The organism is Escherichia sp. WS568 (genome assembly GCF_046486085.1).
GTDB classification, from domain to species: Bacteria; Pseudomonadota; Gammaproteobacteria; order Enterobacterales; family Enterobacteriaceae; genus Escherichia; species Escherichia coli.
Window position 1 is genome coordinate 1 of record NZ_JBJQMC010000003.1, and the last position, 14,720, is coordinate 14,720.

Annotated in this window: 10 protein-coding genes, 3 pseudogenes and 1 other annotated feature; of the genes and pseudogenes, 6 read left to right on the top strand and 7 right to left on the bottom strand. The window is 45.3% G+C overall.

The features are described from left to right. Positions 1-110: 110 nt before the first annotated feature. The 4 genes and pseudogenes from ACJHWR_RS04155 (at position 111) to ACJHWR_RS04170 (ending at position 3,131) form a co-directional block, all read left to right on the top strand. Positions 111-476, top strand: a complete 366-nt coding sequence (locus ACJHWR_RS04155) for a Kiwa anti-phage protein KwaB-like domain-containing protein (RefSeq protein ID WP_000900706.1) — start codon at positions 111-113, stop codon at positions 474-476. Between the two features lie 86 nt (positions 477-562). After that, positions 563-1,053: pseudogene (locus tag ACJHWR_RS04160) on the top strand (IS3 family transposase); the annotation flags it as partial. 59 nt (positions 1,054-1,112) lie between these two features. Then, positions 1,113-2,325, top strand: a pseudogene (locus ACJHWR_RS04165) (IS3-like element IS1203 family transposase). Then, positions 1,394-1,509: a sequence feature (AL1L pseudoknot), on the top strand. It overlaps the preceding pseudogene by 116 nt. Before the next feature lie 182 nt (positions 2,326-2,507). Then, positions 2,508-3,131, top strand: a complete 624-nt coding sequence (locus tag ACJHWR_RS04170) for a hypothetical protein (protein WP_001470157.1) — start codon at positions 2,508-2,510, stop codon at positions 3,129-3,131. Positions 3,132-3,265: 134 nt separating this feature from the next. Here ACJHWR_RS04170 and ACJHWR_RS04175 read toward each other — a convergent pair. Beyond that, positions 3,266-4,856 (bottom strand): annotated as a pseudogene (locus ACJHWR_RS04175) (IS3 family transposase). Positions 4,857-4,964: 108 nt separating this feature from the next. Here ACJHWR_RS04175 and ACJHWR_RS04180 point away from each other — a divergent pair. Both ACJHWR_RS04180 and mobI read left to right on the top strand, forming a co-directional pair. Further along, on the top strand, positions 4,965-5,165 hold the full coding sequence (locus tag ACJHWR_RS04180) for a hypothetical protein (RefSeq protein ID WP_012311738.1): 201 nt from the start codon (positions 4,965-4,967) through the stop codon (positions 5,163-5,165). Between the two features lie 89 nt (positions 5,166-5,254). Continuing rightward, the gene (gene mobI, locus ACJHWR_RS04185) at positions 5,255-5,641 is read left to right on the top strand and encodes a conjugative transfer protein MobI(A/C) (RefSeq protein ID WP_001342709.1); all 387 of its coding nucleotides are present in this window, start codon (positions 5,255-5,257) and stop codon (positions 5,639-5,641) included. A gap of 57 nt (positions 5,642-5,698) precedes the next feature. On the opposite strand, the gene ACJHWR_RS04190 is transcribed toward mobI, so the two are convergent. From ACJHWR_RS04190 to ACJHWR_RS04215, 6 genes are read right to left on the bottom strand one after another with little or no spacing between them, the layout of a single operon-like run. Then, complete coding sequence (locus tag ACJHWR_RS04190; protein WP_000774671.1) at positions 5,699-6,733, bottom strand: virulence RhuM family protein; 1,035 nt, start codon at positions 6,731-6,733, stop codon at positions 5,699-5,701. Between the two features lie 35 nt (positions 6,734-6,768). Then, entirely contained in the window at positions 6,769-7,608 is an 840-nt protein-coding gene (locus tag ACJHWR_RS04195; RefSeq protein WP_000350135.1) for a hypothetical protein, read from the bottom strand. Between the two features lie 2 nt (positions 7,609-7,610). Beyond that, on the bottom strand, positions 7,611-8,165 hold the full coding sequence (locus ACJHWR_RS04200) for a hypothetical protein (RefSeq protein ID WP_001090220.1): 555 nt from the start codon (positions 8,163-8,165) through the stop codon (positions 7,611-7,613). Further along, positions 8,165-11,401: a type I restriction endonuclease subunit R gene (locus ACJHWR_RS04205; protein WP_000718842.1), complete on the bottom strand. Its 3,237-nt coding sequence runs from the start codon at positions 11,399-11,401 to the stop codon at positions 8,165-8,167. Before ACJHWR_RS04205 ends, ACJHWR_RS04200 begins: the two co-directional genes overlap by 1 nt. Then, complete coding sequence (locus tag ACJHWR_RS04210) at positions 11,401-12,687, bottom strand: restriction endonuclease subunit S (protein ID WP_000991122.1); 1,287 nt, start codon at positions 12,685-12,687, stop codon at positions 11,401-11,403. The genes ACJHWR_RS04205 and ACJHWR_RS04210 overlap by 1 nt, the downstream gene beginning before the upstream one ends. Next, complete coding sequence (locus ACJHWR_RS04215; RefSeq protein ID WP_001053122.1) at positions 12,687-14,666, bottom strand: class I SAM-dependent DNA methyltransferase; 1,980 nt, start codon at positions 14,664-14,666, stop codon at positions 12,687-12,689. Before ACJHWR_RS04215 ends, ACJHWR_RS04210 begins: the two co-directional genes overlap by 1 nt. Between the last annotated feature and the right edge of the window lie 54 nt (positions 14,667-14,720).

Genomic DNA, 14,720 nt, shown 5'->3' on the forward strand with positions numbered 1-14,720 from the left:
ACATCTTGTTGTCTGATTATTGATTTTTCGCGAAACCATTTGATCATATGACAAGATGTGTATCCACCTTAACTTAATGATTTTTACCAAAATCATTAGGGGATTCATCAGTGCTTGGCATTAGTGCCATTGAGAGTATGGATATTATCGCTGATATAAATTCGATAAAAGAACTAATAGATGATGTAAAATATGCCAGAAAATTAACAAGGGTGGCAAAATCTTCGCCAGTAATATTGGCTAATATTGAAAATGAAAAAATAATAGAGTTTTGTAAGATCTACCCAGTGCTGGTCAATAGAATCAGATTCAATGAAGATGGAACAAAGATTACGCTTGACACGAAGGTCTCAAAAGATCTCTTTATTAAAGTCCTGATGGATGATTTTTTAACCTCACAGTTAACTCAGTTTTATTATGAAAGTCTAGCAAAAGATGCTTTAAAATTAGCGGCTGACAATACTAAAGAGAACTAATTAACATTGTGGTGAATATTTCACCACAATGTAATTCTTTAATAATTTAAATGAGGCCTGAAGCTTTTTATTTTTCATCCTGTTTCCCATTTGAGGTAGAGGTTAAATGTCAGGCTGTCATGGCGCTGAGTACTCTACGATTATCGACCTGTGAAGTTACCTGGCGCATTGGTATCAGTTGTACAGTATTGTATAAATGGAAAGCTGAAATTATCGGCAACAGTACTTACCAGACTATGAGTAAGCATAAGGAACTTTCCCTGGAGGCAAATTCGATGCGTTGAGGGAGGAAATCGCCCGACTGAGCAGGAAATACGCCACGATACGTACGATGCTGGCAGATATCTTTAACAGTAACTACCAGTGTTATGGTTATCGTCGCTTACATGCGATGCTCAGATATGAGGGGCTACGGCTATCAGAAAAAGTTGTACGCAGACTTATGGTGAAGGAACAGCTTGTCGTTAACTGGAACCACCGTCGCCACTACAGCCCATATTGCGGAGAAATCGGACCGGCTCCGGATAACTTTATTGCCAGAGATTTTAAGGCGGAGCAACCTAATCAGAAATGGCTAAAAACTGAACCGCCCCGGAAATCCTGGAGACTAAACTCCCTGAGAAAGAGGTAAACAGGATGACTAAAAATACTCGTTTTTCCCCCGAAGTCCGTCAGCGGGCGATTCGTATGGTTCTGGAAAGTCAGGATGAATATGACTCACAGTGGGCGGCAATTTGTTCCATTGCTCCAAAGATTGGCTGTACGCCGGAGACTCTGCGTGTCTGGGTTCGCCAGCATGAGCGGGATACCGGGGGCGGTGATGGTGGGCTCACCAGCGCTGAACGTCAGCGTCTGAAAGAGCTGGAACGTGAAAATCGTGAACTGCGCCGCAGTAACGATATCCTTCGCCAGGCTTCCGCTTATTTTGCGAAGGCGGAGTTCGACCGCCTCTGGAAAAATGATGCCACTGCTGGATAAGCTGCGTGAGCAGTACGGGGTCGGACCGGTATGCAGCGAACTGCATATTGCCCCGTCAACGTATTACCATTGTCAGCAACAGCGACATCATCCGGATAAACGCAGTGCCCGTGCGCAGCACGACGACTGGCTGAAGAGAGAGATACAGCGCGTATACGATGAAAATCATCAGGTGTACGGTGTGCGTAAAGTCTGGCGTCAGTTGTTACGGGAAGGAATCAGGGTGGCCAGATGTACAGTGGCACGTCTCATGGCGGTTATGGGACTTGCCGGTGTTCTCCGGGGTAAAAAGGTCCGTACGACCATCAGCCGGAAAGCCGTTGCCGCAGGCGACCGCGTAAACCGTCAGTTCGTGGCAGAACGACCTGACCAGCTGTGGGTGGCTGATTTTACTTACGTCAGCACATGGCAGGGCTTCGTCTATGTGGCGTTTATCATTGATGTGTTTGCCGGATACATCGTGGGGTGGCGGGTCTCATCGTCTATGGAAACGACATTCGTGCTGGATGCGCTGGAGCAGGCGTTGTGGGCCCGTCGTCCGTCTGGCACCATCCATCACAGCGATAAAGGCTCTCAGTATGTGTCACTGGCCTATACGGAGCGACTAAAAGAAGCCGGATTACTGGCATCAACAGGGAGTACAGGCGACTCGTATGACAACGCGATGGCTGAGAGCATCAATGGTCTTTACAAAGCGGAGGTAATACACCGTAAGAGCTGGAAAAACCGTGCAGAAGTGGAACTGGCCACACTAACGTGGGTGGACTGGTATAACAATCGACGATTGCTGGGAAGGCTGGGCCATACTCCTCCGGCAGAAGCAGAAAAAGCTTATTATGCTTCCATCGGAAACGATGATCTGGCAGCCTGAGTTCACAGATAAAACACTCTCCAGGAAACCCGGGGCGGTTCAAACAGTCGTTCAGTCCTTTATGTTACCCGTTATGACAACAATCAGTTGGTGATGGACGTATGAACCTTCTGTGCTTCCGTTGATTCTTATTGACTGATAAAGTTTTGTCTGCTGAATCTTTATACGGAATTCTCTTCAGTATGCCTGCACAAATTGACTATCTTGCGGATAAATATTGTTTTACAGAACTGAATGAATCTCCACGCCTTTGCCAGCAGTGGCAGGATGTTCTGGAGGAGTGTCGGCAGACAGAGGCCGGACCAGAAGAACGGCTGCGTATTGCCCTGCTGAATGTGGATTACGTCACCAGTTTTGAACTGCCTTTTCGTCTGCTTTTAACCCGCACGCCACAGCTGATTGCTGCGCTTCGAGAAGAATGGGATATCAGCCAGAAAAATGTGGTGTTCAACGATAAGCGATTTGGCTGCGTGTACAGCCTGAAGGCCAGTCTTTCCGGTGTGCCGGATACATTCCGGTATCATCTGTCTCACCGTATTCGCCGGATGGTTGGGAATGAAAATACATCATCACCCTATCAGCAGATTGCCCGGGAAGTGAAAGTGCCCCGTGAACGGCTGAAGTATGCGCTGGAGGCGGGATTGCTGGTGACTGCGCTGGACGGCCTGTTCTGGTCTGGCAGTCAGCGTATTGCGGCTGATGTCCTGAGACTAAGACAGAACGGAATGCCGGTAGTGACAACGAATGTGGAGGTGCACGATAACCTGACAGGAACAACCCGCAAAGTACCGGCATACCATCTCTGATACAACCATCAGGGGGAATATTGCTCTGGCAGCATGCAAAATGGCATCTGAATCGATCGCAGTTTGGCATTCGAATCGATCATGATTTGGCGGTGTTTTTCAAGGTAGTTGTCGCTTTTTGTAATAAAATTACGTTATGCAGCCTCTTTTTCTGGATTCAGGTAGACTTCTGATATGTAGTTCCAGTTACGTAGATACTTGCCCCAACGTTCAGGATGTTGCTCGCGAGCTAGCTGGTATACCGCTTTTCAGGCTGCCAGTATTTTCATGTCATTACCTTGATGACGCTCGGCTGGCGTGACGTATTTGATCCCGCAGTGCTTATGTTCAAAGTTGTACCAGTTTACAAAACTGGTTTACCCATACTCTGGCATCATCAATAGTGCGAAAACCGTTCTCAGGCCACCAGGGACAATATTTGAGAGTCCGGAACAAAGATTCTGAGTAAGGATTATCATTACTGACTCTTGGCCGGGAATAAGAACTTAGCACACCAAGCGCATACATTTTCGCCAACAACGTGTCACTGCGCATGGGACCACCGTTATCAGAATGGAGTACCAGATTGTTGGATGAACATTTTTCATTCCATACTGCACGCTGGAGTAGTTCTGCTGCATGTTTTCCAGATTCGCTGGCAAATACCTCAGCAGCAATAATTTTGCGACTGTAAATATCGACGATCATATAGAGGTAAAAATGCTGGCCTCTGACCCAGGACGGCAAATAGCTGATGTCCCAACTCCAGACTTGATTCGGTGCAACGGCCCTGAGTACATCAGGCCAGTTTATACTGGCATTCACGGGATCGTTTCTTCAACTGCTTGGCTGATTTCAGTACACGATAAAAACTTGATTCAGAAGCAATATAAATACCTCTGTCTGCCAGAGTTGGTACGATCACATTTGGAGGCAAGGATGCAAACTCTGGAGAGTTGCACAACTCCAGTATTCGCAATCTTTCCGCTTCTGACAGCTTATTTCGGGGAGAGCTGTTTACAGTATCGGATCTTCGGTCCGTGGTGATGATGTTGCCATTAGTCCAGCGCTGAAGTGTCCGAATAGAAATACCGATACACCTACAAGCCTGACCTTTCCGGGCGCCGTTGGCGACGGCCTCACGGACAAGAGAAATAATTTTATGCCGCTCCAGGAGAGGGGGCAGTCTTCCTCGCTGTTGTCCCAGAGGGCATTGAACTTTTCCCTTAATATAAGCAGGGCCGCAGCTTCCGCCAGAGTTTTATCTTTGCGCTTAAGCTCTTTCTCCAGTTCTCGTAACTTATTTTTTGCGTCACGCAATGCCCTGTCTGTTCGAATATTTTCCGTCAATTTTTTTCATGCGCCTGAATTGAGATAGCCCGCCATTCTTTAACCTGTTCAACAAACAATCCCATGCGTCGGCAATAATCGGCAAGCTCCATTTCTGACAGTGTCAACGACGGATGAAAAGTGATCCACTATTGCACCGTTCGTGACAGACAGCGTAGCCGTCTCAAGAACAACTGAGAATCGACGCTCCGGTGTCCAGTCTTCAACATCAACGGAGGTAATCTTTTCATTTTCAGGTAAAAGTCCTTGCTCCACTAACTCACATCTCCATTTTGATACAACTGAGGCACTGATCTTCAGCTTCCGGGCTATCTGACGGTGTGACCAACAGTATGGTGGCAAAAGCCATATCAGTCCTTTTTCTTTGAGCTCATTTGGTATTGGTTGTCCTGGCATTGTTATCTCCTTAAAAAATTGAGGCGACAACTATGCTGACACAGGGGGGTTATTGAGTGATCTCCTTTCATGAAAATACGCAGTATCAACCACACAGAGGATTATGTAATGACCAAAAATCATTCATTTTTAGAACAACAGATAGCTACATTTGGTGCAGCACTAAATGGGGGAAATCAACCGCAATCTGAGTACATAGAAGCCTTCTCAAAATCATTTAAAGGACTAGAAACACAAATTAATATTTGGGAAACCTTTATTGTCAATAGCACAAATGTTAATCAAGACGACGCAATGCTTTTTCCTTAACCATATCAGAGCAATATCTACACTACACCCATAAATCAACCGAAATAGAACAGCTCCGCTACTTCTACATAGCACAAAAAATTGCAGACTTGTTCTGGCTGAACAACGTTGCACATAGAGGTAAAAACTCTGAAGGCTACCCAGGTCATTTTGGTTGTCGTGTAAGGCAAAGAAACAAAAAACTCGAAATTTTCTGGGTTTACAACGAGTTTAAACCTAAAAAGAATTCTGACAAATACCAGGTGATCAGCCATTACCTCCCCCGTGAGGGCAATTATCGCTATTCACAAAGCACCTTTACCCGAGCACAAGATTGGGAAAAATCGGTGATTACTGCTGTTGAAGATGCTTTCTCAATAATCCGCAGAGCCAACTCAAATCTAATGCGGGTTAGACAACTGTGCCGTTGGAATGACACCAATCTATTCAAAATGACAGGCGATATCGACGATTTTAAGATGGATAATCCTTTATAGTTATGATCTTACAACACAGCCCTCAACTCATTAGAGATCAGGGCTGTACTATATCGGCTATTTATCTTTTTTTAGTATGGCCTTGAGGGCTGCGATATTGGCCCGTGCGCCTTCGGCTTCTTTTAAACGACGGCGCTGCTGGGCAAAGCGGTCAAACTCCAATTTCGCTTTGTCATCAGCGTCTTTCTTGGAGATTTTTCCTGCACCGTTTAATACATCTCTATCGTTAAAACTCAAGAACTGGTCAAGCTTATCGGCCCAGTCCTGTAAAAATACCTGCTTGCGACGCAGTGCTTGGTCTTCAGCAAAGTCGAGCCACATATTGACGATGCGATTAAGCTCTTTGATTTCGTCTTCACGCAAATAGTTCTTGGCAACAGTAACGTCTGTCTTGCGCACTTCATCGCCTTTATAGCTGGTTAAGCCCATATCCGGCTTACTGGCATCCACACGGCTGGCGATAAGCTCAGCAGCCGTCATATGCGTACAAGCATAATGCAGCTTATTCTGAATGGTTTGGAAGAAGCGGTTGGTCTCTTGGTTAGATGGCTCGTAATCAGCAGCCATGGTAAAGATTTCTTTGACTCGCAGATAAACGCGACGCTCACTAGCTCGGATATCACGAATGCGTTCCAGCATTTCATCAAAGTAATCTGGCACAGCAGAATGGCCAATGGGCGGATTTTTCAGGCGCTCGTCATCCATGACGAATCCTTTGATTAGGTATTCTTGCAACATTCTGGTTGCCCATTGGCGGAACTGGGTGCCACGTGTTGAGCGAACTCGGTATCCTACTGCAAGAATAACCGGAAGACTGTAGTGACGAATGCTTCGCTTTACTTCTCTGCCACCTTCCAGTTGAACTTGTAAGTAATCCTTACAAGTTGAAATTTGCTCAAGCTCTTCTTCAGAATAGACAGCTTTTACGTGTTGGGTGATTGCTTGAGAGCTAACTTGATAAAGCTCTGCCATTGCAGCCTGAGAAAGCCACAAGGTGTCAGACTCAAAACGACACTCAACGCGGGTTTGACCATCAGCACTGGTGAAAAGAACAAACTCACCTTGAGGAGCTTGTGGGATGTTATCGGCCATTGAATCAACCTTCATATGTTACTGATAATGGGCTATTATTTATCCATAGCGGTTACAGAGTTAGCGAGCCTTTTTTCTTTGCCAAACGGGGTCGTATAGAAGCGTTGTTCAATGCCATAAAGCAGTAACTTCAACTCATCGTCATTAGATATTTCAAACTTCTGATTTTCTTTATCGAATTTCAGCTTCTGTTCACCGCAGTAACCGTCGATATAATCAAGCATGTTAGCTTTATCGTCAGCAGACATCGCATCAAGTGTTGCCATAGCAAGGCCAATACGTTTTCTATTAGGTTTTGAGACGCTATCTACGTTGTAGTCATTACCCAACTCTATAAACTGTGCATCTAAAAACTGCTCAACTTCTTCTTTTGTTGCTTCCTTGTACAACTCATCGATACCTTTAAAAATGCTCGAGATCGTTGCCAGATTTTTGAATATCAAGGTATCGGCCACTTTGAAGTACACTGCATCAGGTAAGGCGTTTATTACTAAACGTGTTTGGCTCTTCTCAATTTCTGCGGCTTCACCAAAAACAAGCGTTTTGCGTTTTACGAATAGGCTTGGAGTGATTTTTTGAAAGTAAAAATCATTACCTTGAATTGCAAATAAGTAGGCGATCTTGGCGAAGTTATCTTTGGTTAAGTCATCGTAGTCTTTTGAATCATAGTCTTTTTTTAGCAGTTCAATACAAAACTCTTTTTGACTAAAGTCTTCAATTTTAAACCATGAGTCTTCGTCAAGGTTATGGTCTGGATTGTATGGAATACAGGCATTTAAGTCGATTGTGACGGTATCAAAAAGAGATTGATCAGAAACCAATTTGAAAATGCGTTTTTTTGCTCTAGTTTTTATATGTGCCAGTACATGGTCCATCATTATCCTCGCTCGATAAATGTGTAATTATTGATTCGATAAGCCAATGATATTTCGATGTCATCTGGCTTCTTGTAGCGCTCTCGGCTAATAAGGAAAATGGCCGTTCCGTTTTTGGTTGTAATGTTATAAAACTCATAACCAAACAGTAAAAACAATGGGTTAAAGTAGAGTGCTTGCGATAAGAGAGTAAAAACAAACAAAACGCCATAAACAAACCACAATGTCTCCCAGTTACCAATGCTCAACGCCACGAAAAAGTAACCCAAATAACTTGGTAGGAAGCTGTTATTGGCATGCTCAATACTCGCTACTTCACCCGCCTTAAAATCGTCTTTACCCAAATACTTACTCAGCCAAATACTCAATCCAGTCGATAAAACAGGGATAAGAAAATAGAGTAAATATGATACTGCGTTCGGAAGTGCTGCTATCCAATCGAAGCAAGCGAAACCACCAAAGAAATATCCGAGTGAGTACCCTTTTTGTACCGCAAAGATAATCACTAGTAGTGATGTTGCATTGAACGTAAGTAAAACCCGAAACGCAGTATTCATTATTTCACCGCCGCCTGTTCTGCACCTTGCTTCATCATGTCAAAAATCAACTCAACATAACTTGCCATAACTTGTGGGTCTTTGAGTAGCGTTCGGGCTATATCACCTTCTTTCAGCAGAGCCTGCACAACGGCTTGCTTCACCGCTTGCGGCAAGTCGCCTTTGAGGGCAATCGACTTGTCGTGCTTTTCTATCTGCTCAACCACAATTGGATTTTGGGTGACACGCGTAATAGTACCGTTGGCAAAGTTTCGGCGACCGGGTTCGTCGCCGACATCGCCAAACAGTTCGTTTAGGCGGCGAATGATATCGGCAAGAAATGCCTGTTCACGATCCGCAGGGTCGTTATAGTTGGGGCGGATAGGTTCAAGTACCTGATTAAACGCTTCTGGAAGCGGCTCTTTGTCGTATTTGATTTTGAATTTTTCTAGTACCAGTGCACTGAGATCGATGTTTTCTGGTGTTACCCCTTTCAATCGACGTGATAGCAAATGAGCAAACGCGGCAAAGTTTTCCAGTTCAGGATCACCAAACTCAATCAATTGCGCCATATAGCTATAGTGCTTCACAAATCGAGCTAAATCTGACTTAAAACGCATTAGTGCTTCGCGCTGCTTGGTGAAATCACTGCGCTGAGATTCTGCGTAGTTCGCCGCTTTTTCATCACCCGCAAGGTGCGCTTTGTTGTATTGCTGATCCCAATGGTTTGCAGCATCAACCAGCTCTTTGAGCTTAACGTTGAACACATCGGTAGGGCGTTGTGTGGCAGCTAGCAGTTTCTTGTGCGCGTGTGACTTTTTGTCAGGTGATTGGCCGAGAATCGATTTACCACGCGCTTGCTTAAACAACTCTAAATCTTGATGGTTGTATATGTTCTGTTCATCCAAAATATCTTTGATGTCATAGATGACGTTCACATCTTGCACTTCATTAAGCTGCGCGCCTTTGTCGTACTTTTTGAACGCATTGAGAATGGTTTGTGGATCGTTAACAAAATCAATCACGAAGGTTGTGTCTTTGCCTGGATAGGTGCGGTTTAGGCGAGACAGCGTTTGCACCGCTTCTACATCGGATATTTTCTTATCCAAATACATGGCAACCAGTTTTGGTTGATTAAAGCCCGTTTGGAACTTGTTGGCGACTAACATGACGCGATATTCGGTTTTCTCAAACTCATGGCGCAGGTCAGCCCCGTGCGTGTCTGGGTTTAAGTTGTACTCGGTGTACTCTTTATCGAAATCAATTTCTAGCGGGTCTTGGCTGTCTTCATCACCCAAATCTTTGCCGGGGACTTTGCCCGAGAAGGCAACCAAGGCTTGGATACCTTCAATACCATGCTTTTTAATGTATTTATCAAAAGCAAGCTTGTATTTCACCGCCTGTGGCCTGCCCGATGTGACCACCATGGCTTTGGCTTCACCTTCCAGTAGGTGAGCGATATTGGCCTTGAAGTGCTTAATAATAAATTCGACTTTTTGGCTGACCGTGGTTGGGTGCAGTGACATCCAGCGCGCCAACGCGCGGCGAGCTTGTTTGCTGTCTACGCGCTTCTCATCCAGATTGTTCTCACCAATTTTGTAGGCTGTATCGTAGTGGGTGTAATTCTCCAGCACATCAAGAATAAAACCCTCATCAATGGCCTGACGTTGGGTGTAGAGGTGGAACGATTCAGGAAGATTGTCATCTGACACTGGTTGGTTAGGGTCTTTCGGGCGGCCAAACAACATCTTGGTGCTGTGCTTGGGTGTTGCCGTAAAAGCAAAGTGCGAAACGTTCTTGGGCATGGCGCGCGCTTCTTGCACCTTAGTAAGAATGTCCTCAATGCTCATTTGCTCCAACTCTTGAGGGCTAAGGTTTAGAGTAAGCGCTGCGCGTAACCCTTTGGCTGTAGAGCCTGTTTGCGAGGTGTGTGCTTCATCGATGATCACCGCAAAGTTACTTTGTGCCAAAGATTGATTGGTCAGAATCGCTTCTAACGCATATGGGAAGGTTTGAATCGTCACTACAATGATCGGCGTGCCAGTCAATAGCGCTTCAGTCAGCTGTTTTGATTTCGACTCGCTGCTCTTTTCGCGATCAATCGCCTTAATCACCCCATATTGATGATCCAGCTGTTGCACCGCATCTTGCAACTGCGAATCCAGCACGGTGCGGTCGGTCACAATGATCACTGATTTAAAGACCGCTTTACCATCGGTGCTGCGTAAACGAATCAAATCATGGGCCGTCCAGGCTATGGTAGAGGTTTTTCCCGAACCGGCGCTGTGCTCACAAAGATACTGCATGCCTGCGCCGTTCTGGCGGGCATCATCAATCATCTTGTTGACTGCGGCTAACTGATGATAACGCGGAAAAATCTGTGTTTCCTTACGCTCAACCTTGCCATTGCTATCGGCAACCTCTTTGGTTTCGACATACACAAAGCTGTAGAAAATGCGTAGCCAATTATCTTTTTGGGCAATTTCTTGCCAAAAATAGCTGACCGGATACTCTCCATCTTCACCCGGCAAGTTGATGTGTACGGGCAAATCAGAGGTAGAACCATCATGGCCTTTATTGAAGGGCAGAAAATAGGTATTTTCTCCCGCCAGTTTGGTCGCCATGGCGATTTCTGTATCAGACATGGCAAAATGTACCACTGCACCGCGTTTAAAGGTTAACAGCGGCTCTTTACGCTTGGTTTTTGGGTCAACGGGCAGACGATCCTCTTTGTACTGCGCAATCGCCGATTCTAGCGACTGGGTAAAATCGGTTTTTAGCTCGGCGGTGGCAACGGGTAGACCGTTGATAAAGAACACCAAGTCAATTTCCCACTCGCGAGTCGGGCAATATTTCAGTTGGCGCACCACGCGCAAAATGTTGTGCTCATAACGGGCTATACGCTCTTCATTGCGCGCATCTTCGGGTTTGCGTTGGCCCATGGCAATCGTGCCGCAACCTGCAATGGTAAAGCCTTTACGCAGCACATTAATGGTGCCACCTGTTTTACTGCCAGCTTTGTGGGAAGAGAGGGCTTTTTCCAAACGCTCCAACAGCACCTGCTCGGCATTCACACCATGCAGTTTATTCAGTTTGTGCCAGGCATCTGGCTGGGTGGCCTTTACCCAATCCATGACATCTTGCGGGTAAAGGGCGCGTTGCTGGTCATAGTGGCAGGAATGGCCTTCTTTCCAGCCATTGTTCACCAACTGCTCGGTAATATATTGTTCAAAATGCACTTCATGATGTGCAGCCATTACACCGCCTCCCTGACGTCTATTTTTCCTGTGACAGCCGCGTTGATCAGCGATGTGCGGTGTTCTTTTAGAAGATCAATCGATTTATCAGTCTCTTGAATCAGTAAATCAATGTTTATCGTTGCTGCACTCAAGTAATTCGTTATTGTCTTTTGCTCATCAATTGGTGGGATAGCAATACTTGTATTAGCTAGTGAAGGAATGCTCAGGTTGTAGTTACCTACCGATGTTCTTGACTGAAATGTTAATGCTTGACGAACAGATAGTGAGTTCATCGCTTCCACTAAGAAGCTAGTATCCACTCCTTGCTTTGGTGTTAACTTTATTAGGTACGACGCAAATAAATACTGCCCATTTGAATCAAAAAGCGCGCTTTGGCCGACCAGATTAGGGTTACCGTTAGTTCTGATGACTAAAATGTCGCCTCTTGATAAAAGATAAGTTAAAGCATCAACATCACTGATATTTGCATATTTGAGATCTTCAAAATCAACATTGGTACTCTTGATGTTTGGTATCCTGAGAACAGGATAGCCAACATCAGACTGGTTACAGTCTTGAGAGGTTCCATACATAAAGTTGGAGCAAATATGCTTTATCTTTTTGACTTCCCAATGCTTCGGCACTTGCCCAATCCACTCGATGCCAGAGTCCTGCATCTCCACATTGGGATAGAGCCCCTTTGTGACCACATGGCTGATCAGTGCTTGGCGTTTTTCTTTGAGCAGCTTAATAAAGGTCTGCTTTTCCTCGATCAGACTGTCGATGCGCTGGGTTTCGCGATCAAGGAATGTGCTAACCTGCTTCTGTAATGAAATATCAATCAGTGGAACAGGTATTTCTAAAAGATCACCAGCTGTTAGGTTCTGACGAACTCCTCCACCCAGTTTGTTATAAATATTGGTTAGGTATAGAGCAAAAAAGTACCAGTAATAGAACCTTGGGTAGATGCTATTTGAACTCGCTGAAACACGGATGTATGCAGGGCTCATTATTCCTCGTTCATGCACAATCCCCACTCGGCTAGTCTTTATATTTTCAAGATCTATGAGCTTAAAAACTAAGTCATCTTTTTCAAAAATCTGATAAACAGAGTAATCAGAAGATTGAAGTCCTTGTAAATCGTCTAACGAGCGGTTTATGACACCTTTCATTGTTAGTGCAAGACGATTAGATTCTTTCATTCCTTGATTGATTTCTTTGCTACTCGTAAATAAACGTTTAGCTGGTACTGAGTTCCATTTCGAGTCAGATACGAAAGCATCTACTATGTTGCCAGCATTCATTACGCCACCTCATTCAGCAGAGCCTGAATGCGCGCTTCACATGCTTTTAGCTCACGATCAATCACACTCAACTCGCGTGGTGGCACGTATTGGTAGAAATAGCGGTTAAAGTTAATTTCATAACCGACAATGCCCACTTCGCCGTCTTTTTCATCACGCACTGAGTGATCAATAAAGGCATCCGGTACATGTGGCAGCACCTCTTGTGCGAAGTAATCTTCAACGTCGCGGTCAAAAGGAATGCTTTCGGTGTCTTTGAGTTTAGGGTCGGCGATCACTTGGCCTTTTTCATCCAGTGCAGGCTCAAATTGCGGATCAATTTTTACAAAGTGCGCAGTTAAGGCCGTAGCCAGTGCTTTTGAGCACTTACCAAAGTCACCCTTATTGTTATTCTTCTTAACCGCCAAACGTGCCCATTCATAAGGCTGAAGGCCAAGGTTATCGGTGAGGTATTGTACCCATGCCGCTTGTTGCTCTGGTTTGAGTTTTTTAAACGTATCTTGCTGCACAAATGCAGCAATGCCCGCAGCGGTAATATCTAGTTTGGCACGCAGTGGACGCTGAATGGTGACTTTACGGTAGGCAAAATCAGTAGTCTGGAAGATCTTACAGTTGTCACTGGCTTCAAAGCCATCGTACGCACGGACAATATCGTCAATCTGTTCATCACTCAGGTACTTGCGCTTATCGCCTTGCGATTTACGCATGGGAGTCCAAATATCTGCCAAGTTAATCAGTTGCACCTGATTCTTGCGTCTTGGCTCTTTATGGTTAGTCAAAATCCAGATGTAGGTGCCAATGCCGGTGTTGAAGAACATATCGGTTGGCAGGGCAACAATCGCTTCGACTAAGTCTTGTTCTAGCAGCCAACGGCGGATTTCTGATGGGCCTGAGCCTGCATCGCCATTAAACAGTGGCGAGCCAGAAAGGACTATACCCACTCGGCCACCACCATTTTCCGGCGTTTCCATTTTTGATACCAAGTGCAGTAAAAACAGCATTGAACCATCAGAAATACTCGGCAGGCCTGGCCCAAAGCGTCCGGCGTATTTGAGCTGTTTGTGCTCACGTTCTACTTCTTTCTTGGCTTTTTCCCACTTAATGCCAAATGGCGGGTTGGCAAGGCCGTAGTGAAACTTGTCGGCACGTAACTGATCGTCTGATAAGGTGTTGCCTTGCTTGATGTTATTGGCATCAAAACCGCGGATCATCATATTGGTCAGCGCCATGGCATGGGTCGCGGGGTCGAGCTCTTGACCAAAAGGCACGACTTTAGCGCTGCTGCCCATTTCTTCAATTTGGCTAATGGCATCGGAAAGGAAACCGCCCGTGCCACAGGTTGGGTCATAGATGGTGCGGATCACACCCTTTTCACTAAAGATATCTTCATCCGCCGCCAGCACCAGTTTGGTGGCAAGACGCACGGCATCACGCGGGGTCATAAATTCCCCGGCCTTTTCATTAACCGAACTGGCGAACTTTAGAATCAGCTCTTCATAAGCATCTGATAATACGCGGTCAGACACTACATCAGGATGCAAGTCGAGGTTGGCAAAATGGTTTACCATGCGATACAGCAACTTGGCTTTTTCCAGATCTTCTATGGTTTGACCAAATTTAAACTCATCAAAGATGGTACGAACGTTTTTGCTGAACTGGCTGATGTAGTGTTCTAGGTTGTCGCCGGTGTCTGACGCGCCTAAGGTTTCTAGGCTATATTCACTGGTGTTGTAAAAGGCGAATCCCGCAATTTCTGGCAACACTAAACCAAGGTCTATGCCGGATTGTTTTTCGGCCAGATAGAACTTACGAACTTCCTCACGGGTGGGTTCTAACACGCATTCAATACGACGCAGTAGCAAAAATGGCAGGATAATCCGCGCAAAATCGGTGTGTTTGAAATCACCCCATAAATCATCTGCCATACGCCAAATAGCACTGGAGAGTTTGGCGCTTTGTTCTTTGTCTTGTAAGTTCATTGATACTACCTAAATGAAGTTAAATCGTTAAAAAATCAGTGTATTGTTTGGTTA

Coding starts and splice junctions, on each gene's coding strand:
- ACJHWR_RS04170 (WP_001470157.1), top strand. CDS start 2,508: ATGCCTGCACAAATTGACTATCTTGCGGATAAATATTGTTTTACAGAA.
- ACJHWR_RS04180 (WP_012311738.1), top strand. CDS start 4,965: ATGACCAAAAATCATTCATTTTTAGAACAACAGATAGCTACATTTGGT.
- ACJHWR_RS04190 (WP_000774671.1), bottom strand. CDS start 6,733: ATGGCCGATAACATCCCACAAGCTCCTCAAGGTGAGTTTGTTCTTTTC.
- ACJHWR_RS04195 (WP_000350135.1), bottom strand. CDS start 7,608: ATGGACCATGTACTGGCACATATAAAAACTAGAGCAAAAAAACGCATT.
- ACJHWR_RS04200 (WP_001090220.1), bottom strand. CDS start 8,165: ATGAATACTGCGTTTCGGGTTTTACTTACGTTCAATGCAACATCACTA.
- ACJHWR_RS04205 (WP_000718842.1), bottom strand. CDS start 11,401: ATGGCTGCACATCATGAAGTGCATTTTGAACAATATATTACCGAGCAG.
- ACJHWR_RS04210 (WP_000991122.1), bottom strand. CDS start 12,687: ATGAATGCTGGCAACATAGTAGATGCTTTCGTATCTGACTCGAAATGG.
- ACJHWR_RS04215 (WP_001053122.1), bottom strand. CDS start 14,666: ATGAACTTACAAGACAAAGAACAAAGCGCCAAACTCTCCAGTGCTATT.